This is a genomic window from Halomonas cibimaris (genome assembly GCF_039537045.1).
Classification (GTDB): domain Bacteria; phylum Pseudomonadota; class Gammaproteobacteria; order Pseudomonadales; family Halomonadaceae; genus Vreelandella; species Vreelandella cibimaris.
In genome coordinates, this window is the sequence record NZ_BAAAZT010000030.1 from 217132 (window position 1) to 238626 (window position 21495).

19 protein-coding genes and 5 tRNA genes are annotated in these 21495 nt (G+C 64.5%); 9 read left to right on the top strand and 15 right to left on the bottom strand.

The genetic code is table 11. The annotated features are described in order from the left end of the window. Nucleotides 1-17: 17 nt before the first annotated feature. The 3 genes from ABD654_RS04975 (at nt 18) to ABD654_RS04985 (ending at nt 3585) form a co-directional block, all read left to right on the top strand. Nucleotides 18-1481 carry a sodium-dependent transporter gene (locus tag ABD654_RS04975; RefSeq protein ID WP_344702858.1) on the top strand — a complete coding sequence of 488 codons (1464 nt, stop codon included), beginning with the start codon at nt 18-20 and terminating at the stop codon, nt 1479-1481. A 124-nt stretch (nt 1482-1605) separates the two neighbouring features. Beyond that, nucleotides 1606-2511 carry an alpha/beta fold hydrolase gene (locus ABD654_RS04980; protein WP_344702860.1) on the top strand — a complete coding sequence of 302 codons (906 nt, stop codon included), beginning with the start codon at nt 1606-1608 and terminating at the stop codon, nt 2509-2511. Between the two features lie 21 nt (nt 2512-2532). Beyond that, the gene (locus ABD654_RS04985) at nt 2533-3585 is read left to right on the top strand and encodes a patatin-like phospholipase family protein (RefSeq protein ID WP_344702862.1); all 1053 of its coding nucleotides are present in this window, start codon (nt 2533-2535) and stop codon (nt 3583-3585) included. Here ABD654_RS04985 and ABD654_RS04990 read toward each other — a convergent pair. Then, nucleotides 3582-4163, bottom strand: a complete 582-nt coding sequence (locus tag ABD654_RS04990; protein WP_344702864.1) for a Smr/MutS family protein — start codon at nt 4161-4163, stop codon at nt 3582-3584. The genes ABD654_RS04985 and ABD654_RS04990 overlap by 4 nt on opposite strands. A gap of 264 nt (nt 4164-4427) precedes the next feature. Here ABD654_RS04990 and prmB point away from each other — a divergent pair, with 264 nt between their 5' ends. Then, nucleotides 4428-5294: a 50S ribosomal protein L3 N(5)-glutamine methyltransferase gene (gene prmB, locus ABD654_RS04995; protein WP_344703095.1), complete on the top strand. Its 867-nt coding sequence runs from the start codon at nt 4428-4430 to the stop codon at nt 5292-5294. A 13-nt stretch (nt 5295-5307) separates the two neighbouring features. After that, nucleotides 5308-6378, top strand: coding sequence for a chorismate synthase (gene aroC, locus ABD654_RS05000; RefSeq protein ID WP_344702866.1), 1071 nt, complete (start codon nt 5308-5310; stop codon nt 6376-6378). On the opposite strand, the gene lnt is transcribed toward aroC, so the two are convergent. The 5 genes from lnt to miaB form a co-directional block, all read right to left on the bottom strand. Next, nucleotides 6368-7858 carry an apolipoprotein N-acyltransferase gene (gene lnt, locus ABD654_RS05005; protein WP_344702869.1) on the bottom strand — a complete coding sequence of 497 codons (1491 nt, stop codon included), beginning with the start codon at nt 7856-7858 and terminating at the stop codon, nt 6368-6370. The two genes, aroC and lnt, sit on opposite strands and share 11 nt — an antisense overlap. 23 nt (nt 7859-7881) lie before the next feature. Continuing rightward, a complete protein-coding gene (locus tag ABD654_RS05010; RefSeq protein ID WP_344702871.1) occupies nt 7882-8763 on the bottom strand; it encodes a CorC family transporter in 882 nt (293 codons plus the stop codon). Between the two features lie 44 nt (nt 8764-8807). After that, entirely contained in the window at nt 8808-9299 is a 492-nt protein-coding gene (ybeY, locus tag ABD654_RS05015; protein WP_344702873.1) for an rRNA maturation RNase YbeY, read from the bottom strand. Next, nucleotides 9296-10360 carry a PhoH family protein gene (locus ABD654_RS05020; protein WP_344702875.1) on the bottom strand — a complete coding sequence of 355 codons (1065 nt, stop codon included), beginning with the start codon at nt 10358-10360 and terminating at the stop codon, nt 9296-9298. The genes ybeY and ABD654_RS05020 overlap by 4 nt, the downstream gene beginning before the upstream one ends. 99 nt (nt 10361-10459) lie before the next feature. Beyond that, nucleotides 10460-11803, bottom strand: coding sequence for a tRNA (N6-isopentenyl adenosine(37)-C2)-methylthiotransferase MiaB (miaB, locus tag ABD654_RS05025; RefSeq protein ID WP_344702877.1), 1344 nt, complete (start codon nt 11801-11803; stop codon nt 10460-10462). Between the two features lie 190 nt (nt 11804-11993). Here miaB and ABD654_RS05030 point away from each other — a divergent pair. From ABD654_RS05030 to ABD654_RS05040, 3 genes are all read left to right on the top strand, one after another. Continuing rightward, nucleotides 11994-12069 (top strand) — tRNA-Asn (locus ABD654_RS05030). Between the two features lie 25 nt (nt 12070-12094). Further along, nucleotides 12095-12170 (top strand) — tRNA-Asn (locus ABD654_RS05035). Nucleotides 12171-12195: 25 nt separating this feature from the next. Next, nucleotides 12196-12271 (top strand) — tRNA-Asn (locus ABD654_RS05040). 213 nt (nt 12272-12484) lie between these two features. Here ABD654_RS05040 and ABD654_RS05045 read toward each other — a convergent pair. Continuing rightward, on the bottom strand, nt 12485-14581 hold the full coding sequence (locus ABD654_RS05045) for a carboxy terminal-processing peptidase (protein WP_344702879.1): 2097 nt from the start codon (nt 14579-14581) through the stop codon (nt 12485-12487). Between the two features lie 140 nt (nt 14582-14721). On the opposite strand from ABD654_RS05045, the gene ABD654_RS05050 reads away from it, so the two are divergent. After that, entirely contained in the window at nt 14722-16035 is a 1314-nt protein-coding gene (locus ABD654_RS05050) for a M18 family aminopeptidase (protein WP_344702881.1), read from the top strand. Nucleotides 16036-16102: 67 nt separating this feature from the next. On the opposite strand, the gene ABD654_RS05055 is transcribed toward ABD654_RS05050, so the two are convergent. The 8 genes from ABD654_RS05055 to lolB all read right to left on the bottom strand — a co-directional run bounded on the left by ABD654_RS05055 (nt 16103) and on the right by lolB (nt 21475). Next, nucleotides 16103-16179, bottom strand: a tRNA-Met gene (locus tag ABD654_RS05055). Between the two features lie 82 nt (nt 16180-16261). After that, nucleotides 16262-17353, bottom strand: coding sequence for a redox-regulated ATPase YchF (ychF, locus tag ABD654_RS05060; protein ID WP_344702884.1), 1092 nt, complete (start codon nt 17351-17353; stop codon nt 16262-16264). Between the two features lie 47 nt (nt 17354-17400). After that, a complete protein-coding gene (gene pth, locus ABD654_RS05065; protein WP_344702886.1) occupies nt 17401-17982 on the bottom strand; it encodes an aminoacyl-tRNA hydrolase in 582 nt (193 codons plus the stop codon). Nucleotides 17983-18096: 114 nt separating this feature from the next. Then, nucleotides 18097-18735, bottom strand: a complete 639-nt coding sequence (locus tag ABD654_RS05070) for a 50S ribosomal protein L25/general stress protein Ctc (RefSeq protein WP_344702888.1) — start codon at nt 18733-18735, stop codon at nt 18097-18099. 107 nt (nt 18736-18842) lie between these two features. Then, the gene (locus ABD654_RS05075) at nt 18843-19784 is read right to left on the bottom strand and encodes a ribose-phosphate pyrophosphokinase (protein ID WP_344702890.1); all 942 of its coding nucleotides are present in this window, start codon (nt 19782-19784) and stop codon (nt 18843-18845) included. A 73-nt stretch (nt 19785-19857) separates the two neighbouring features. Beyond that, nucleotides 19858-19932: transfer RNA gene (locus ABD654_RS05080), tRNA-Gln, on the bottom strand. Nucleotides 19933-19960: 28 nt separating this feature from the next. Beyond that, a complete protein-coding gene (gene ispE / locus ABD654_RS05085) occupies nt 19961-20812 on the bottom strand; it encodes a 4-(cytidine 5'-diphospho)-2-C-methyl-D-erythritol kinase (protein WP_344702892.1) in 852 nt (283 codons plus the stop codon). 3 nt (nt 20813-20815) lie between these two features. Further along, a complete protein-coding gene (gene lolB / locus ABD654_RS05090; protein ID WP_344702894.1) occupies nt 20816-21475 on the bottom strand; it encodes a lipoprotein insertase outer membrane protein LolB in 660 nt (219 codons plus the stop codon). Nucleotides 21476-21495 lie beyond the last annotated feature (20 nt).

The following is a 21495-nucleotide window of genomic DNA, read 5'->3' on the forward strand; positions in this document are numbered from 1 at the left end:
CAAATAACGGAGTATCCATGACGACGTCACAACAACCACGCGCGCAGTGGCTGGGCCGCTGGGGCTTTTTACTGGCGGCCACCGGCTCGGCGGTGGGGCTGGGAAATATCTGGAAGTTTCCCTATATTACCGGCGAGTTCGGCGGCGGCGCTTTTGTGCTGGTGTATCTGGCGTGCATTTTTGCCGTGGGTGTGCCGGTGATGATGACCGAAATTTCGTTCGGCCGTCGCGGTCGCGGAAGCCCCGTGGATGCCATTCGTCGGGTCGTCAACGAGTCCGGTCGCGGCTCTGTGTGGTCGCTGGTGGGCTGGATGGGCATGCTCTGCGGCTTTATGGTGCTGTCGTTTTACGTGGTGGTGGCCGGCTGGTCGTTTGCCTACGTATGGAAGATGCTCACCGGCGGCCTGGCCGGCACAAGCGTGGATGACATGGTGGCGGTGTTTAGCGCCAACAACCAAAACCCGCTGAACCTGGGTTTCTGGAGCACGCTGGTGACCGTGGCCACCATGTTTATCGTCGGCAAGGGCGTGCAGAAAGGCATTGAGAAAAGCGTTGGCTGGATGATGCCGGGGCTTGTGCTGATGCTGTTGCTGCTGATCGTTTACGGCGCGTTTTCCGGCGGCTTTATCGACGCGGTGCGCTTTCTGTTCGCCTTTGACGCCGGCAGCCTGTCGAGCGCGGGGATGCTGGCCGCTTTGGGGCACGCGTTTTTTACTCTGTCGCTGGCCTCCGGGGCGATTCTGACCTACGGCAGCTACCTGCCGAAAAGCGCCTCCATCGGGCGCACCGCCATCGGCGTGGCCATTGCCGATACCGTGGTGGCGCTGATGGCGGGCTTGGCGATTTTTCCGGCGATCTTTGCCAACGGCATGGACCCCGGTGAAGGCCCGGGGCTGATTTTCATGAGCCTGCCGCTGGCGTTTCAGTCCATGCCGTTTGGCACGCTGTTTGGCGTGCTGTTTTTTGTCATGCTGTCCATGGCCGCGCTGACCTCGTCGATTTCCATGATTGAGGCCACGCTTTCCTGGCTGTGCGACAACAAGGGGCTCTCGCGCCCCCAGGCGGCCTGGGGGGCGGGTATCGTGCTGTGGCTGATCAGCACCCTGGCGATGCTGTCGTTTAACGTCGGTGCGGACTGGACGCTTTTGGGCAAGAACTTCTTCGACTGGCTGGACTACTTGACCTCGCGCCTGCTGATGCCGCTGGGCGGGCTGGGCATGGTGGTGCTGGCCGGCTTTGTGCTTGACGGCGAGCTCTTTCGCAAGGAGCTGGCCCTGCCGCCGGCGCTGTATGCGCTGTGGCTTTTCATGGTGCGCTACGTAAGTCCTCTGGGCATCGTGGTGATTTTCATCGATGCGCTGGGCCTTTACCAGGTAACGTTTGCCGATCACTGGCCGTGGTTGCTGGGGATTTTGGTCGCCATGGCCGCAGCCGGCGAATGGCTGAGTCCGCGGCTGGGCCGGGCACCGGTAGCGCGCTAGCGCACCAGCCAGGCGCCGACGACAGCCGCGGCGATCACGGCGATGAAAAAAATGCGATTGCGTGCGGTGGTATAACGGTGCGGTGTCATGTTGCCTCCTTGGCGATAGAAAAAGGTAAAAACCAATGCAAGACATTGATGCCGATATGGTAGCCGCTGAGGCGTCGGGCGTCACCGCGCTTACGCTGGCACAGGGGCAGCTGGCTGCGCTTGGCTGGGGCCGCCATGATGCCCCGCTGTGGCTGGCGCTGCACGGCTGGCTGGACAACGCCGCAAGCTTTACACGGCTGGCGCCTGTGCTGGCCGCGCGGCTGGACGTGCGCATCGTGGCGCTGGATTTTCGCGGCCACGGGCGCTCCGCCGGCAACGCCGGCGCCAACGACGACTACGCCCTGTGGGACTACGCCCATGACGTGCTCAACGCAATGGACGAGCTGGGCGCCAACGATGCCGTGCTGCTGGGCCATTCCATGGGCGCGGCGGTGGCTTGCCTGGTGGCCGCTGCGCTGCCCGAGCGCGTCAGCCGGCTGGTGCTGATCGACGGGCTGGGGATGCTGTCAACGCCGGCGGAAAACGCCGCGGCGCAGCTGCGCCGCGGGCTGCTGGCCCACCGCGCGGGGCCTTCGCGTATGCCCGTCTACGCTGATCTGGCCGGTGCGGTAGCCGCGCGGGTGGCCGGCGGTGTGACGCCTATCGATGCGGCCACCGCAGAGCCGCTGGTGGCGCGTAACAGCCGCACCCTGGACGACGGACGCATTACCCTGCGCACCGACAGCCGGCTGCTCAAGCCGTCTCCGGTGCGCTTTACCCCGGAGCAGGTGCCTGCGCTGCTGGCCGCTATCCGCTGCCCGGTGCAGCTGATCGAGGGCGAGCAGGGGATTCTCGGCGAGCGCGCCTTTGCCATCCGGGCCCGGTCAGCGGTGCCGCACCTGACGCGCTGTGTAGTGCCCGGCGGGCACCATTTGCACCTGGAGCCCGGGCGTATCAGCGGCGTGGTTGAGGCGGTGATCAACGGGCTGGCGGCCGCTTAAGCCTTGCACTTGGAGAAAGCCATGAACAAACAAGCGTCCGCCCGTTCGTGTAAGGTGGCGCTGGTCCTGGGCAGCGGCGGGGCGCGCGGCTACGCTCACATCGGCGTGATCGACGCCCTGGAGGCGCGCGGCTTTGAGATTGTCTCCATTGCCGGCTGCTCCATGGGCGCGCTGGTGGGCGGCGTCTACGCCGCGGGCAAGCTGCCGGAGTACCGTGACTGGGTAAGCCGGCTGGATTACCTTGACGTGCTGCGCCTGGTCGACGTTACCTGGAGCCCCATGGGCGCCATGCGTGCCAACAAGGTGATGGAAAAGCTTGACGCCCTAATTCACGACGTGCAGCTGGAAGACTTGCCGATGCCGGTGACCACGGTTGCCACCGACATGGTGCGCCAGCGCGAGGTCTGGTTTCAGCACGGCTCGCTTTTGCGCGCCATTCGCGCCTCTATTGCCGTGCCCGGGGTGATCACCCCGGTGACGCTGGGCGATCAGGTGCTGGTAGACGGCGGGCTGCTCAATCCGCTGCCGATCATGCCGGTGCTGGCCGCGCACCAGGCCGATATCGTCGTGGCGGTCAACGTTACAGCGCACACTCCGCAGCCGGTGATGCTGGAAGAGCTGTTGCCCGGCAGCGCGCCTGCAAAGCGGGTGGCCGCCGAAAGCGATGGCACAGAGGTGGTCAGCCGCTGGATGCGAGACGTGCGCAGCGCCACGCGGCGTTTGTGGCAAGGGCTGGGAAACCCGGGAGGCGACAAAGACGAGGCCGACCCGGCCGGCGCCGAAGAGCGCGGCAAGCACGAATGGGGCAAGCTGGACATGATTTTGCAGTCGTTTGATATTACCCAGGCGGCGCTTGCCAAGTACAAGGTAGCGGGCTATTCGCCGGATGTGATGATTGATGTGCCCAAGACCGTGTGCAGCGCCTACGAGTTTCACCGTGCCGACGAGCTGATCCGGCTGGGGCGGTATCTGGGCGATCAGGCCCTTGAGCGTCACCTGGGCAGTAAAGGGCATCGCACGCTGCCCTGCGCCGAGGACCCGCCGGTCGGGGATCATCCGGTGGCCGGTGACTAACCGCGCGCGGCCCGGCGCAGCAGCACATACACAGCACCGGTGCCGCCGTCCACGTCCGTCGCCGAGCAAAACGCCAGCACCCCCGGCCACTCGCGCAGCCAGGCGTTGGTGTGGCTTTTAAGCACGGGGAAGTCCGCCGTGGCCCCCCAGGCCTTGCCGTGTACCACGATAACGCAGCGCAGCCCCTGGCCGGCGGCGTCGCGCAGAAAGCTCTCAAGCTCCAGGCGCGCCTCTTCCAGGGTGTAGCCGTGCAGATCCAGCCCGGCCTGCCAGCCGGTTTTGCCGCGCTTTAGCTGGCTTAGCGTGCGCCAGGGCAGATCCGGCACCGAAAACTCCAGATATTCCGACGGGCGCACGGCTTCCACCCGGCCGTCCGAAGTGCGCCCGGTGGTGTTGAGCGTCTGGCTTTCCACCGCCGCCTTGCGCCGCGCCGCCTTGTCGGCGACGGCCGGCCGAGGTTTGCCGGTGTCCGCTCTGTTGGTTCTGATGCGCCGCACGCCGGCGGCCTCAAGCGCCTGGCGAAAGGCGCCGAAGTCGTCGGCAGGATCGTCGTCGGGTGCGTGGCGGCGGCGGTTCATGGCGGGCTCGTCGTCGATAGGTGCAAAAGCAAAAAGAAACCGTAAAGCGCACAGTATAGCGTGACTGGCGCCGCTGTGAACCGGCCGGCGCGAAAGGTACAATGGGCCTTCGCCGCGCCGCGGTGCCTTGTTCGCCCGCTTATCCTTCAAGGAGCTTTCGTGACCGCTTTGTCACCCGTTGCCCGCCGCTCGCCCCGTTTTGCTTCCACGCTTGCCCAGCCCGACGCCGCGCTTGCCGCCGAGCTGCCCCGCCTGCGCGACTGCATGCGCTGGGTGGCCAGTGAATTTCACCTGGCCGGGCTGCACTACGGCCACGGCACCGCAAGCGCCTGGGACGAGGCCGTGGCACTCACGCTCGGTGCGCTGCACCTGCCCTGGGACGTGGACCCGGCGGTGCTGGATGCCCGGCTGCTCCCCGTGGAGCGCACGCGCATTGTGGCGCTGGCGCGCAAGCGCATCACCCGGCGCGAGCCGTTGCCGTACCTGCTGGGCGAGGCGTTTTTTGCCGGGTTTGCGTTCAACGTCGACGAGCGCGTGCTCATTCCCCGCTCGCCCATCGCCGAGCTCATCGAAGACGGCTTTGGCGCTTTTTTCAGCGAGCTGCCGCCGGCCCGGGTGCTGGACCTGTGCACCGGTTCGGGCTGTATCGGCATTGCCACCGCGCTGTACCTGCCCACCGCCGAGGTGACCCTTGCCGATATCAGCCGGGACGCGCTTGCCGTGGCCCGGGAAAACATCACCCGCCACGACGTGGGCGACCGGGTACGGGCCCTTGAGTCCGACGTGTTCGACGGCCTTGGCGGCCAGCGCTTCGAGCTGATCGTGGCCAATCCGCCCTACGTGGACGCCCGGGACCTTCTGACCATGCCGGCAGAGTTTCGCCACGAGCCTGAGCTTGCGCTGGGGGCAGGCCGCGACGGGCTGGATATCGTTCGGCGGATGCTGCGCGAGGCGCGCGAGCACCTGACCGACGACGGCTGGCTGATCGTGGAAGTCGGCAACTCTGATCGCCACCTGGAAGCGGCCTTCCCTGATGTGCCGTTTGTGTGGCTGGAATTCGAGCGCGGCGGGCACGGCGTATTTGCGCTGCCCGCCGCTGAACTCGACGCCTGTGCGGCGTCTTTCGCGTGAGGAAATAACGCCCATGTCAGGCAATACCTTTGGCAAACTGTTTACCGTCACCACCTTCGGCGAAAGCCACGGCGAGGCGCTCGGCGCGACCATTGACGGCTGCCCGCCGGGGCTTGAACTGTGCGAGGAAGACCTGCAGCGCGATCTCGATCGCCGCCGGCCGGGCAGCTCGCGCCATACCACCCAGCGTAAAGAGGCCGACCGGGTGCGGATTCTCTCCGGCGTGTTCGAAGGCAGGACCACCGGCACGCCCATCGGGCTTTTGATCGAAAACACCGATCAGCGCTCCAAGGACTACTCCAGGATCAAGGATCAGTTCCGCCCGGCCCACGCCGACTACACCTACCACCACAAGTACGGCCGCCGGGACTACCGCGGCGGCGGGCGCTCAAGCGCTCGGGAAACCGCCATGCGCGTGGCGGCAGGGGCCGTGGCCAAGAAGTACCTGGCGGCGCGCGGCGTTAGCGTGCGCGGCTACATGAGCCGGCTGGGGCCGTTCGAAATGGCGTTCAAAAGCTGGGACGCCGTCGAGCAGAACGCGTTTTTCAGCCCCGACGCCGAGCGCGTGCCCGAACTTGAAGCGTTCATGGACCAGCTGCGCCGGGACCAGGACTCCGTGGGCGCTGAGGTGACGGTGGTGGCCGAAGGCGTGCCGGTGGGCCTGGGCGAGCCGGTGTTTGACCGCCTGGACGCGGATATCGCCCACGCGCTGATGGGCATCAACGCGGTGAAGGGCGTGGAAATCGGCGCGGGATTCGCGGCGGTCTGCCAGCGCGGCAGCGAGCACCGCGATGAGATGACGCCGGAAGACGGCTTTTTGTCCAACCACGCCGGCGGCGTGCTGGGGGGGATTTCCAGCGGCCAGCCGATTGTCGCCCGCCTGGCGCTCAAGCCCACTTCCAGCATTACCACGCCGGGGCGCTCGGTTAACGTGCACGGCGAGGCGGTGGAGGTTGTGACCCGTGGCCGACACGATCCCTGTGTGGGCATTCGCGCCACGCCCATTGCCGAGGCCATGGTAGCGCTTGCGCTGATGGACCACTGGCTGCGCCAGCGCGGCCAGAACGGTGAGTTCAGCGGGTAGCGCGGCGGCGGATCACGCCGGGCAGCGCCAGCGCGCCGGCCACGAGCCAGGCCGGCCAGCTGCCCAGCCGGGTAAAGGGTGTTATGCCTTTCATGGCGTAAAACTCACCGGTCAGCGTTGCCGCTTCAAACTGCGGGGCCCGGGCGTTGATCTCACCTTGCGGGTTGATGATCGCGGTAATGCCGTTGCTGGTGGCGCGCAGCACGTAGCGGCCGTTTTCCAGCGCCCGCAGCCGGGCCATCTGCAAATGCTGGTGGGGGCCGATGGAGCCGCCGAACCAGGTATCGTTGGATACGGTAATCAGCGCGCCGCTGTTGCGGGCGCGCCGGGCGACCAGCTCAGGGTAGATGATCTCATAGCAGATGGCGTTGCCCAGCGCCACGCCGGCGGCCTGCATGGGCGGCTGCTTGCTCTGCCCGGAAGCAAAGGTGGACATGGGCAGGTCGAAAAAGGCGATGGCCCCGCGCAGCACGCTTTCCAGCGGCAGATATTCGCCAAACGGCACCAGGTGTTCTTTTTGGTAGCTGCCCTCGACGTTGCCGACGCCGATGACGCTGTTGAAATACTGCCCGGCGGCGTTGCGCTGAACGATGCCGGTCATCAAAGCAGTGTCAGGCGCCAGGTTGGCCTGCACCCGGGAAAGCACCGCGCGGGCGTCGCGCTCGGCCATGGGCAGGGCGGTTTCCGGCCAGATGATCAGCTCCACGCCGTCGGCCACGTTCCGGGTCAGCCGGGCGTAGGTGTTGGCGGCGGCGCGCTGGCCCTCGGCGGTCCATTTGGTCAGCTGAGAAAGATTGCCCTGCAACAGCGCCACCCGCGTCGGCGTGTCGCTCGCCGGGGTGGTCCACTGATTGGGCAGGGCCAGCGGGGAAAGCCAGATGGCCGCCAGCGGTGCCAGCGTCCAGACCCGGCGGCAGAGCAAAAGCTCGGCCAGCAGGGTGCCGCTCAGCGCGACCAGCAGCGACAAGAGATAAACCCCGCCGATAGGCGCAAAGCCCGCCAGCGGTGAGTCTACATGGCTTGAACCCAAAAGCAGCCAGGGAAAGCCGGTGAATAAATAGGTGCGCAGCACCTCGCCGAGCACCCAGACGCCGGCAAACGATAAAAACGCCAGCCGCGGGGTAAAAAAGCGCCGATATACCCACAGCGTGACGGCAAAAAACAGCGCCAGCACGGCGACGAACAGCGCGGTGAGAAACACCGCCAGCCCCATGCCGGTGTAGCCGTAATCGTGAATCGATACGTACACCCAGGAGGTGCCGCTGGCAAACAGTCCCACGCCGTAGGCCCAGCCCTTGAGCGCGGCCTGACCGGGGGTCAGCCGGAACAGGCCTGCATACATCAGCCCGGCCGCCACCGGGCCGAGCCACCAGAGAAAAAACGGAGAGGCGGTCAGGGTAGTGAATATCCCGGCCACGAGCGCGGCCAAGGGCTGGCCGTAGACTGCCGCTGCGTTGCGGCGAACGGGGCGTCCCTTCATTGAGCGGTTCCTGTAAGGGTAAATCAAGCGTCGCTGAGCGCGGCATCGCCTTCCGGATCGGGGGCAACTTCCAGCAGGCGAATGCGGCGGTTGTCAGCGTTGAGCACGGTAAAGGAAAAGCCGCCGATGCTTGCCTGCTCGCCGCGCCGCGGCAGGTGGCCGAACTGCTGCATCACCAGCCCGCCCAGGGTGTCGAACTCGTCGTCGGCAAAGCGGGTGTGAAAGCGCGCGTTGAAGTCATCGATAGGCGTCAGCGCGCGCACCGCGAAGCGGCCGTTTTCCAGCGGACGGATATCATCGTCTTCGTCGGTGTCGTGCTCGTCTTCGATATCGCCGACGATCTGCTCGAGAATGTCCTCGATGGTGATAATGCCGGCGGTGCCGCCGTACTCGTCCACCACCACGGCCATGTGGTTGTGGGTGTCGCGAAACTCCTTGAGCAGGCTGTTGAGCCGCTTGGATTCGGGAATGAACATCGCCGGGCGCAGCACGTCGTCAAGCTTGAAGGCGTCGCGCTGCTGCTGGGAACGGGACAGCAGCGGCAAAAGGTCCTTGGCCAGCAAAAGCCCTTTGACGTCGTCGAGGTTCTCGCCGATGACCGGGTAGCGCGAGTGGCCGGTTTCCTCGATCAGCGGCAGATAGCCCTCTACCGGCTGGTCCAGGGTAATGGCGACGACCCGGGAGCGCGGAATGAGGATTTCACGCACCTGCTGGTCGCTGATGTGCAGCGCGCCTTCGATGATGGTCAGGGCGTCCTGGTCGAGCTTGAGGCGCCCGGCACCGTCGCGCAGAAACGCCATCAGCTCGTCGCGTGAATGCAGGTCGTCGCCGTCCCCGGAAAAGGCGCCAAAGAGCTTGCCCATCCAGTTTTTGGAAGAAGACGCGGTCGATCGATCTTCGCTCATGCAATGGGTCTCTTGTTGTGTCGCATCAATGGTGTGGCGTGACGTCAGCCGCCGGAGGCGTAGGGGTCGGCAATGCCGAGCCCGGCCAGTATCTCGCGCTCCAGCTGCTCCATGTCTTCCGCCTCCTTGTCGTCAACATGATCATAGCCCAGCAGATGCAGCGTGCCATGTACCACCATGTGGGCATAGTGGTCGGCAAGCGTCTTGCGCTGGGCATCGGCCTCGCTTGCCACCACGGCATGACAGATCACCAGATCGCCCAGCAGGTCAAGGGGGATACCGGGCGGGGCATCGAAGGGAAACGACAGCACGTTGGTAGACTTGTCGCGGCCGCGGTAGTCACGGTTGAGCGCCCGGCTCTCTGCCTGTTCCACAAAGCGCACGGTCAGCTCGCTGCCGGCGCGCCCGGCATGGCGCGCCAGCACGCCGCTCACCCAGCGCTCAAGCGCCTGCTGGTCGGGCAGGGCGTCGGCTTTTACGGCAACCTGGCGATCCACCACGGCGCCGGCCCGGCTGGTACTCTGTGGCCCGCTCATTGCGAGGCGTCGCGGGCCCGCAGGCGGGCTTCGCGCTCCTGTTTGCGCTGTTCGTGCAGGCGGCGCTCTTCGGCTTCCTGAGCCGACTCAAAGCTGTCGTAGGCCTCGATGATGCGCTGCACCAGCGGATGGCGCACCACGTCCTTGGCGGCGAAATGCGTGGTGCCGATGCCGGGGGTGTCCTTGAGCACTTCCAGCACCTGAATCAGCCCCGAGCGCTGGCCCTTGGGCAAATCCACCTGGGTCACATCGCCTGTGATCACCGCGGTGGAGCCAAAGCCGATGCGGGTCAGAAACATTTTCATCTGCTCGGGCGTGGTGTTCTGGCTCTCGTCGAGGATGATGTAGGCGTTGTTGAGCGTGCGCCCGCGCATGTAGGCCAGCGGGGCGATTTCGATGATCTGGCGCTCGATGAGCTTGGCGACCTGCTCGAAGCCGATCATCTCGTAGAGCGCGTCGTACAGCGGGCGCAGGTAGGGGTCGATCTTCTGGGCCAGATCGCCGGGGAGAAAGCCGAGCTTTTCGCCGGCTTCCACCGCCGGGCGCACCAGCAGAATACGCCGGACTTCCTGCTGATTGAGCGCCTCTACCGCCGCGGCCACGGCCAGATACGTCTTGCCCGTGCCCGCCGGACCAATGCCGAAGTTGATGTCGTGTTCGCGCACGCTTGCCACGTAGCGCTGCTGGTTGGCGCCCCGGGGCTTGATCATGGTGCGCGGGGTGCGGATCACGACCTCTTCGTCGGGATTGCTGTCGTCGTCTTCGGCCAGCGCTTCAAGCCCGGACTCCTGCAGAAACAGGTGTACCGTGTCGGCGTCCAGCTCGCGGGTGGCGGTTTCCCGATAAAGATGTTCAAGCACGTTGGCCGCCGCCTTGATGCGGTTGGCCGCACCGGCCAGCTGAAAAACGTTGCCGCGATTGCGCAGGGTGACATCCAGGCGGCTTTCGATCAGTTTCAGGTGTTCATCCTGCTGGCCGCAAAGGCTGGCAAGCCGCTGGGGATCGTTGGGTTCCAGGCTCAGGGTGATGATGCGGTTCGCCTGGGAGGATGGCTGGCTCAAGAGAGAAAACCTATCAATGGATAAATGTGGCCCCAAGCTTACTGCCCCAAACGGTGTTGGGGCAATTGTGTCGGGGCGGGGCAGACGGGCAGCGAGGGCTTAGTAGCGCGCCGCCGAGGCCAGCTCGCCGCGCAGCGAGTTGGGCAGAGCGTCGGCGATGTTGACATCAACGAAGTAGCCGATGAGCTCGGTGGGGTTTTCCGCGCGGAAGTTGACCACGCGGTTGTTCTCGGTGCGCCCGGACAGCTCGCCGGGGTCCTTGGGCGAGAACCCGGTGACCAGGATGCGCTGGGTGGTGCCCACCATGCGCCGGCTGATTTGCCCGGCCTGCTGCAAAATGCGCTGCTGCAAAATCGCCAGCCGCTCCTTTTTGACGCTCTCCGGGGTTTCGTCGGGCAGCGAGGCCGCCGGCGTGCCCGGGCGTGCGGAATAGACAAAGCTGAAGGAATGATCAAAGCCGATGCGATCAATCAGCGCCATGGTGGCCTGGAAGTCCTGCTCGGTCTCTCCGGGAAAGCCGATGATGAAGTCCGACGAGAAGCTGATGTCCGGGCGGTTGGCGCGGATGCGCTCCATTTTGTCGATATATTCTTCGGCGGTGTGGCCGCGTTTCATGGCGGCAAGAATCGCATCCGACCCGGCCTGCACCGGCAGATGCAGGTGGCTGACCAGCTCAGGGATCTCGGCGTAGGCGTCGATCAGGCTGTCGCTGAACTCCACCGGGTGCGAGGTGGTAAAGCGGATACGGTCGATGCCGTCGACGGCTGCGACGCTTGCGATCAGCTCGGCCAGGTCGATTTCCTCGCCCAGGTCGTCTTCGCCGCGGTAGGCGTTGACGTTTTGGCCCAGCAGGTTGATTTCGCGCACGCCCTGATCGGCCAGGTGCATGACTTCATCCATGACGGTGTCAAACGGGCGCGACACTTCTTCGCCGCGGGTGTAGGGCACCACGCAGAACGTGCAGTACTTGGAGCAGCCCTCCATTACCGAAACAAAGGCCGTAGCGCCGTCGGCGTGGGGCTTGGGCAGGTGATCGAACTTTTCGATTTCGGGAAAGGTGACGTCCACCGCGGCGATCTGATTGTCGCGGTGCTGATCAAGCATGCCGGGTACCCGGTGCAGGGTCTGGGGGCCGAATACCATGTCCACCTGGGGGGCGCGCTTGCGCAGGGCCTCGCCTTCCTGGCTGGCCACGCAGCCGCCCACGCCGATGACCAGATCGGGGTTGGCGTCCTTGAGCTTTTTCCAGCGGCCCAGCTGGTGAAAGACTTTTTCCTGGGCCTTTTCCCGGATCGAGCAGGTGTTGAGCAGGATTACGTCGGCATCCTGCTCGCTGTCGGTGAGCTCAAGCTGATGCGATTCGCCGAGCATGTCGGCCATGCGCGCCGAGTCGTACTCGTTCATTTGGCAGCCGTGCGTTTTGATAAAAAGCTTCTTCGCCATCGGTACCTGTGGTCTATGAGTCGTCAACGACAAGGCGTCGTCAAAAGACGAGAGTGAATGGTGGTGCGGCGCCGCCGCGTTTTGCCTGCGCGCATTATACGGACGCAGCCAAGGCTCTGCCAGCGCCTGGCAAAAGCCATGCTTGACCTGCCACGCGTTATGGGTATACTACGCAGCGTGTTTTAGCCGATCCCCGATAGCTCAGCTGGTAGAGCAAATGACTGTTAATCATTGGGTCACAGGTTCGAGTCCTGTTCGGGGAGCCAAAACATCGTACGCGCACACTGTTATTCCCCGATAGCTCAGCTGGTAGAGCAAATGACTGTTAATCATTGGGTCACAGGTTCGAGTCCTGTTCGGGGAGCCAGCACACCGTACGCACACACTGTTATTCCCCGATAGCTCAGCTGGTAGAGCAAATGACTGTTAATCATTGGGTCACAGGTTCGAGTCCTGTTCGGGGAGCCAGCCGGTAGTACCCTCTTTTCACCGCACCTTCTTACGATTTACGATCGCACTTTCCTACGTCCGTAGCATCACCGCTTTCACGCTAATGCCTGCGCATTCGGCGATTTTTTCGCGTCTGCCCGCTGTGTTGGCACGGTTTTTCTTGTCGGTGTCGGCCGAGCGGGCGCAAAAGGCCCCGCCGAGCGGCGGGGCACCTGTGCGCAGCGCTTTGGCTTAGCCCTGAACCAGCCGTGTTGTAGCGTTTAAGTCAGCGTAGTCCAGCAGTATCTCGGCGGCTTCGATGACCTGGGCGCGTTCGGCGGGCATGTTTTCGTTGTCGTCCTCGCCGCTGGCGCCGTTTTCGTCGTTGCCGCTGCTGGCAATGGCGTCTTCACGGGCGTCGATCCATTCGTCGAGCTCGTCCATGCCAAGCGCCCGGCGGCGCTGGTTTTCAAGCGACAGCTGCTCGGCTTCCTGGGCTTCCATTTCCCTTTTGCGCTGTTCGCGGTTGAGGCTGACGCTGGTGTGCTGCTCGCGCAGCTTGCGTGCAAGCGTGGACTGGCGCTCAAGGTAGCGAAAGTTGGGATTGTCTGCCGCGCGCGCTTCGTGGCGCTCTTTCAACTCGGGCAGGTACTGCTCCGGCTGGCCGTAGCGGCGGTACTGCACGTCGCGCACGCTGTCCCATTTCAGGGCGTTGTCCAGACTGCTTTCGCCGATGCGCTCGGGGTCAATCAGGCTGGGGAAGGTGATATCCGGGGTGACGCCGCGGTTTTGCGTGCTCTTGCCGGAAATGCGGTAAAACTTCGCCCGGGTGAGCTTGAGCTCGCCGTGGCTGAGCTCGTCCAGAGTCTGCACGGTGCCTTTGCCGAAGGTGCCCGAGCCCAGCACCAGGCCGCGGCCGTAGTCCTGAATGGCGCCGGCAAAGATTTCCGAGGCCGAGGCCGACAGGCGATTGACCAGCACGCCCAGCGGGCCGTCGTACAGGGTGCCGGCTTCGCTGTCGCCGTAGAGCTGGATGCGGCTCTGGGCGTCGCGCACCTGCACGGTGGGGCCGCGGTCGATGAACAGCCCGATCAGCGAGTTGGCTTCCTGCAGCGCGCCGCCGCCGTTGTTGCGCAGGTCCAGCACGATGCCTTCGACGCCTTGCTGCTTGAGCTTTTCGACTTCCTTGGCGACGTCGCGGGTAGTGCTGCGGTAGTCGTCCTCGCCGGCCTGCCAGGCGTCGAAGTCGACGTAAAAAGTGGGCACGGTGATTACGCCAAGCGAGTGGGTGTCGCCGTTGCGCTCAAGTTCGATCACTTCGCTGCTGGCCGCCTGGTCTTCCAGATCCACCGTGTCCCGGGTGATGGTGACCACGTGGGAGCGGGTGGTATCCACCGCCTGGGCGGGAATGACTTCAAGACGAACGTCTGAGCCTTTGGGGCCGCGAATCAGGTCGACGACGTTGTCCAGGCGCATGCCGATGACGCTGGTCATGTCGTCCTCGCCTTCCTGACCCACGGCAATGATGCGATCGGCAGGCTTGAGCACGCCGGCGCGCTCGGCGGGGCCGCCGGGCACCAGGCTTGCCACCTTGACGTATTCGCCGTCGGTCTGCAGCAGCGCGCCGATGCCCTCAAGCGACAGGCTCATCTGAATATCGAACGACTCACCCTGGCGCGGCGAGAGGTAGGCGGTGTGCGGCTCGATACTGCCGGTCACTGCCGCCATGAACAGCCCGAACACGTCTTCCGGCTCGGTTTGCTCCAGGCGTTTGAGCTGGCCTTCGTAGCGCTGGCGCAGGGTATCCTCGACCTCTTCGCGCTTCTGGCCGGTCAGTGCAAGGCTCAAAGCGTCGTTTGTCAGCCGCTTTTGCCAGAGGGTATCAAGCTCGCTTTCACGGGTGGCGAACGGCGCGTCTTCGCGGTCGACCACCAGGCGCTGGCTGCCGTCGAAGGTGAAGTCCAGCCCCTGGTCGAGCTCGTCCAGCAGCCACTCCAGCCGCGCTTTGCGCTTTTCGCCGGCGCGCTGGTGCAGGGCAAAGACTTCGTCCAGCTCGCCGCGGTTGAGCACCCGGTCAAGCTCGGTGCGCAGTGATTCGAACGGCTCGATATCGCGCTGTAGCAGGTAGGCGCGCTGGCCGTCTAGAATGTCCAGATAGCGGTCAAAGGCATCGCGGGACCAGGCCGCGTCGAAGGTGACATCGGCGTAATGCCCGTAGCGCAGCGAGTCCGCGCTTTCTTCGGCGGCTTGACGCTGTTTATCGGTCGGCTCCAGGGCCATCGCCGTACTGCTTATGGCCAGCACCGCGGTGAGGGCGGCCAGGCGCGAAAGGGTGGCAAACCAGCTCATCAATCAAGCTCTCCCGGGGTTAGGTATACTCGTGCCCTTGCGCGGCAAGCGGCCGAGGTGTTGCGTGAACCGAAAAAGCATTGTAGCAGCTCGCCTGCGCCGCTGAGACTCAAACCACGATTCTTGTCAGGGAGATTTTCATGACCCAGGGCCAAAGCGCTGAGACCGTCAACCGGCTGTGCGATTTTCTGCGCGATTCGCCGACGCCGTGGCACGCCACCCGCAACATGGCCAGACGGCTGGAAAGCGCGGGCTTCACGCGGCTGGAAGAAACCCGCGACTGGGCGCTGACGCCGGGGGCGCGCTACTACGTCACGCGTAACGACGCGTCGATGATCGCCTTTCAGCTGCCGGCAGGGCCGCTTGCCTCGCTGCGCATGATCGGCGCCCACACCGATAGCCCCGGGCTTCACTTAAAGCCCAACGCCACCCAATACGCCGCCGGCTGGCTGCAGCTGGGCGTGCAGGTCTACGGCGGCGCGCTGCTGGCGCCGTGGTTCGACCGCGACCTGGGCCTTGCCGGGCGGGTGCACGTGCGCCACGCCGACGGCCGGCTGGAAAGTGTGCTGCTAAACGTTGACCGGCCTGTGGCAATCATTCCCAGCCTGGCGATTCATCTGGACCGCGAGGCCAACGACGGCCGGGCCATCAACCCCCAGACGCAGATGGCGCCGGTGCTGATGCAAAGCGACAGCGCCGCGCTTGAGCCGCTGCTGCACGCCTGGCTTGCCCGCGAGCACGGCCTGGAAAACGTGGATATCGTGGATTTCGAGCTGTCGTTTTACGACGTGCAGCCGCCGGCGCAGGTGGGTGTGGCGCAAGAACTGATTGCAAGCGCAAGGCTGGATAATCTGCTGTCCTGCTTTGTGGGCGTGGAGGCGCTGCTGGCGTGCGACGGCGAGCAGGGCGCGCTGCTGGTGGCCAACGACCACGAAGAAGTCGGCAGCGCCAGTGCCAGCGGCGCCCAGGGGCCGTTTCTGGAAGACGTGTTGCGCCGTCTCAATGAGCAGGTGGGTGGGGGCTCTGAGGCCTCGCTGGTGCAGCTGATCCAGTCGTCGTGCATGATCTCCTGCGATAACGCGCACGCCCTGCACCCCAATTTTGCGGATAAGCATGACGACAATCACGGCCCGGCGATCAATCAGGGGCCGGTAATCAAGATCAACGCCAGTCAGCGCTATGCCACCAACAGCGCCACCGGGGCGCTGTTTCGCGATATTTGCCGCGAGGCGGGTGTGCCGGTGCAGGCGTTTGTCACCCGGGCGGATATGGGCTGCGGCAGTACCATCGGGCCGCTTACCGCCACCGCCATCGGCGTGCCGACGCTGGACGTGGGCGTGCCGCAGTGGGCGATGCACTCCATCCGCGAAACCGCCGGCAGCCGGGATGTCGCCTACCTGGTGCAGGCGCTGACGGCGTTTGTCCAGCGCGCTGACTTGGGGGGCGGGCGCTGACGCCGGGCAGCCGCTGCAGACGCAAAAAAGCCCGCGCGCAGGCGGGCTTTTTCGTTTTTAATCGGGCTGGTAGCTACGCCCTGATTCGAACAGGGGACCCCATCATTATGAGTGATGTGCTCTAACCAACTGAGCTACGTAGCCATTCAACGGAGGCGAATACTACCCGTCGTCGCCAATAGCGTCAAGCGATTTCGCCCGGTCCGGCGCCGCTGTGCGCCGAGGGTTAGACGTTAAAGCGAAAGTGAATCACATCGCCGTCCTTGACGATGTAGTCCTTGCCTTCCAGACGCCACTTGCCGGCGTCCTTGGCGCCCTGCTCGCCGTTCAGGCTGATAAAGTCGTCGTAGGCCACGACTTCGGCACGGATGAAGCCTTTCTGGAAATCGCTGTGGATGACGCCGGCGGCCTCCGGGGCGGTGGCGCCTTCGCGCACCGTCCAGGCGCGGACTTCCTTCACCCCGGCGGTGAAGTAGGTCTGCAGGCCCAAAAGCGCATAGCCGGCGCGGATTACGCGGTCGAGGCCGGGCTCGGCCATGCCCATTTCTGCCAGAAACATGGCCCGCTCTTCGTCGTCGAGCTCGGCGATTTCCGCCTCGATCTGGTTGCACACCGGCACCACAACCGCGCCTTCTTCGGCGGCAATGGCGTTGACCACGTCCAGGTAAGGGTTGTCGTCAAAGCCGTCTTCGTTGACGTTGGCGATGTACATGGTGGGCTTGAGCGTTAAAAAGCCGAAGCTTTTGACCTGGTTTTTTTCGTCATCGTCGAGCCCGGCGCTGCGCAGCGGCTGGCCTTCGGCCAAGTGGGGATGGACGCGGTCGAGCACGGCCTTGGTCGCCGCGGCGTCCTTGTCGCCGCCCTTGACCGCGCGCGCCAGGCGCTGCTGGGCTTTTTCCACGGTGTCCAGATCGGCCAGCGCCAGCTCGATGTTGATGGTTTCGATGTCGGCGCGGGGGTCAACCTCGTTGGACACGTGAATGACGTTGTCGTTGTCGAAACAGCGCACGACGTGGGCAATGGCCTGGGTTTCGCGGATGTTGGCAAGAAACTTGTTACCCAAGCCCTCACCCCGGGAGGCGCCGGCCACCAGCCCGGCAATGTCGACGAACTCCATGGTGGTGGGCAGCACTTTTTGCGGCTTGACGATGGCCGAAAGCGCGTCCAGCCGGGGGTCGGGCATGGGTACGATGCCGACGTTGGGCTCGATGGTGCAAAAGGGAAAGTTTTCGGCGTCAATGCCGGATTTGGTCAGCGCGTTGAACAGCGTAGACTTGCCGACGTTGGGCAGGCCGACAATACCGCAGTTGAAACCCATAACGATGATTCCTGAAAGCTTGTGTGAGATGCGACGCGCCGGGCGCGTTACTTGATGCTGTGCAGGCGCTGCATGGCGCGGGGCCAGTCGCCGGCGAGTCCCAGCGGCAAAGTGGCCAGGCATTCGTCCAGCGCGGCGTCAATGGCGGCCTGCTCGGCTTTTGCCGGCGGGTTGAGCACGTAGTTGACCACTTGGCTGGCCGTACCGGGATGGCCGATGCCGATCCGCAGGCGGTGGAACTGTTTTTGGTTACCCAGCGCGCTGATGGTATCGCGCAGGCCGTTGTGGCCGCCGTGACCGCCGCCGGTTTTATAGCGTGCCTGGCCGGCGGGCAGGTCAAGCTCGTCGTGGGCAATCAGCAGCTCGTCAGGGGTCAGTTTGAAAAACTGGCACAGTGCGGCCACCGCACCGCCGCTTCGGTTCATGAAGGTGGTCGGATTGAGCAGGTGAAGGTCGGTGTCGCCCAGGCGCGCCTTGGCATACAGCCCGAGAAACTTTTTTTCCGGGCGCAGCGTGGCGTGCGCGTCCCGGGCCACGGCATCCACCAGCCAGGCGCCGGCGTTGTGTCGCGTGGCGGCGTATTTCGGGCCGGGATTGCCAAGGCCGATAAGCGCCAGTACCTGACTCATCTTTTTCTCCAAAACAACAGATCAAACCTGCAGATGCCCAAAAAAAATCAAGCGCCGAGGCGCTTGATCATAACATTTTGCGGGCCGTGGCGGGCACGGCCCCGGGCACAAGGCTTATTCGGCGCTATCGCCTTCGCCTTCTTCGGCGCCGTCTTCGTCGTCACCGCCGCGATCTTTCATCTTGGCAATGGTCAGAATGGCGCTGTTGTAGTCTTCGCCGTGGGCGAGGTCGACGGAACGTACGCCTTCGGGCATCTGGATGTCGGAAAGGTGCAGCGTGGTGCCGACTTCGACGTTGGTAATGTCGATCTGCAGGTAGTCAGGCAGGTCTTTCGGCAGGCAGTATACCGCGACTTCCACGGCCAGGGTGTGCAGCTCGCCGTCCTGGTCTTTGATCCCTACACACTGCTCTTCGCCGACGACGCGCAGCGGAATGTTGATGGTGATTTCCTGCTTGGCGTCCACGCGCATGAAGTCGGCGTGGGTCAAAAGCGGCTTGAACGGGTGGCGCTGCAGATCACGCACCACGACCTGCTCTTCGGTGCCGGCAATGTTCAGGCGGATAATCGAGGAGAAAAAGGCCTCGTCTTCGATCGCCTTGTAGAAAGCGGTCTTTTCCACGGCAATGGACTGCGGCGCCTTTTCGCCGCCGTACACCACGGCGGGAACTTGTTCGTTTGCACGACGCAGGCGGCGGCTCGCACCTTTCCCCAGGTCGGAACGAACGCTGGCGTTAAGGATAAAATCGGACATTGAAATGTGCCTCTTGGTTAACGTTGGAAAACGCCGTCCCCGCGACCAGGCGGCGGCGTTTCCATCAAGCGGCGGGGCTTGGGCCGCGCCGCTGCGATGTCAGGCAATCAGTGAAACATTGCGCTGACGGATTCTTCGTTGCTGACCCGGCGGATCGCCTCGGCGATCAGCCCGGCGACGCTGAGCTGGCGGATACGCCCGCTGCGACGCGCATGCTCGGATAGCGGAATGGTGTCGGCCACCACGACTTCGTCGAGCACTGAGCCTGTGATGTTGTCCACCGCCGGGCCGGACAGAATGGCGTGGGTCGCATAGGCCACCACGCTCTTGGCGCCGCGCTCCATCAGCGCCTCGCCGGCCTTGCACAGCGTGCCGGCGGTGTCGATCATGTCGTCGACCACCACGCAGGTGCGGCCTTCGATCTCGCCGATGATGTGCATGATCTGCGCCTGGTTGGCCTGGGGGCGGCGCTTGTCGATGATCGCAAGATCCACGTTGAGCGCTTTGGCGATGGCCCGGGCGCGCACCACGCCGCCGACGTCGGGGGAGACCACAACCAGGTTGCTGTAGTTTTGCCGCTCGATATCGTCAAGCAGGATCGGCGAGCCGTAGACGTTGTCCACCGGCACGTCGAAAAAGCCCTGGATCTGGTCGGCGTGCAGGTCCATGGTCATCACCCGATCCACGCCGGCCTTGACCAGCATGTCGGCCACCACCTTGGCGGAAATCGGCACGCGCGAAGAGCGCACGCGGCGGTCCTGGCGAGCGTAGCCGTAGTAGGGGATGACGGCGGTAATCCGCGCCGCCGAGGCGCGCCGCAGGGCGTCAACCATCAGGACCATTTCCATCAGGTTGTCGTTGGTGGGTGCACAGGTGGACTGCAGGATAAATACATCCTTGCCGCGCACGTTCTCGTTGATCTCGACTGCGATCTCGCCGTCGCTGAACTGATCGACCGTGGCGTTACCCATCCGGCTGTCCAGACTTTCGGCAATCTTGTGGGCGAGTTCGGGATTGGCGTTCCCGGCGAAAACCATCAATTTTGACACGCGCGGCCACCTTTGCAGTGTTGGAAATCTCGGGAGTGCTTGCTAAAGCGCCTGACGCCGCTCGCCGCTGAACTGGCTGGGGTAGCAGGATTCGAACCTGCGCATGCCGATACCAAAAACCGGTGCCTTACCACTTGGCGATACCCCAGTTGCGTTTTAGCGGATACGGGGGCGTTTTAGCCACCCAAAGCATCGTGCAGAGGAGAGACGTTACAGCCCTTGGCCACCCATGCGCTACCGTACGAACCGGCTGTTTTTGCAACCTGTCTGGCGTCTCTGGGATCGTCAAAGGCGGCAAAGACGCAGGCCCCGGTGCCGGTAAGCCCGGCAGGCGCGTAGCGGGCAAGGTAGTCCAGTGCGCGGGCAACCGATGGGTACCGGGCCCTGACCACGGCTTCGCAGTCGTTGCGCCAGGTGAGCGCTCCCCTCTGAAGGGCGCGCGCCATACTAATCGGCGCGGTTTGGCGTGTCAATTGCGGATCATTGAACACCGCGGGGGTGGAAACGCTGACCCCGGGGTGGATGACCACAAACCACGGCGTATTCGGGCTGGCCGGCGTCAGCGCCTCGCCCACGCCCTCGGCCCAGGCGCTGCGGCCTTTGACAAACACCGGCACGTCAGCGCCCAGCTCAAGCCCCAGCGTTGCCAGCGTATCCAGCGACAAGCCAAGCCGCCACAGCGCATTGAGCCCGAGCAGCACCGTGGCGGCGTTGGAGCTGCCGCCGCCGAGCCCGCCGCCCAGGGGCAGGCGTTTATCCAACCGGATATTGGCGCCGGCGTCCGTGCCGGCCCGGGGCTTGAGCTGCCGCGCGGCGCGCAGGGCCAGATTGTCTTCATCGGCCACGCCGTCAAGCGGGCTTTCCAGTAGCAGCCGGCCGTCACGCCTGGGGGTCAGGGTGATCGTGTCGCTCAGGTCGAGAAACTGAAACAGCGTCTGCAGCTCATGATAGCCGTCGTCGCGACGGCCGGTAATATGCAGCAGGCGGTTGAGCTTGGCCGGTGCGGGCAGAACAAGAGAGGTGGTCATGGCTTAGTCGTCCGCGCCGCTGGTATCCGCGCGGTCAGCGTCCGGGCGCGTCTGCCAGCGGTTGATCACCAGCGTGACGCGCACGTCGTCGTAGGCGAGGCCGAGCTTGCGCGGCAGCCACAGCGCGTCGACTTCGGTCCAGTCGCGGTAGTCGACTTCCCAGCCGTTTTGCTCCAGATGCGAGGGAAAGCCGAAGGCGTCGGTTTCCAGCCGATAGGCGTCGCGCTCGCCGGGCAGGCCGCGCACCCAGCGGGGCAGATTGCGCACCGGCAGCGACCAGCCGAGCTGCTCTTTCATCAGCGCCTCGGGAGAGTCGGCTTCAAAGCGGCCGTCGCCGTGGGTCAAGGTAAAGCGGCCCTCGCGGCCTTCAAGCACCGTGCGGCCGCCGCCGAACGGGCCGCTGATCAGCATGCGAAAATAGTGCGGAAACTGGTTCCAGTCGAGGTTGGCGCTGTGGCGCTCGTCCGGGGTGCGCAGCCCGGCCTTGCCGATCAGCGACCAGCGCTTGAGGGCCTCGATCTCGGTTTTTTGAGCGTTCCAGTCGCCGCGCTCGCGGCCGCGTTCGTCCGTCGGCGCCTGGGTGGCGCATCCGGCCAGCAAGCCGGCGGCGGCCAGACCGGAGAGCAGGGGCAGGCGGGCGGTACGTGACAGGGTGCTGAGCATGGACGTTATCCTGTTGGGAA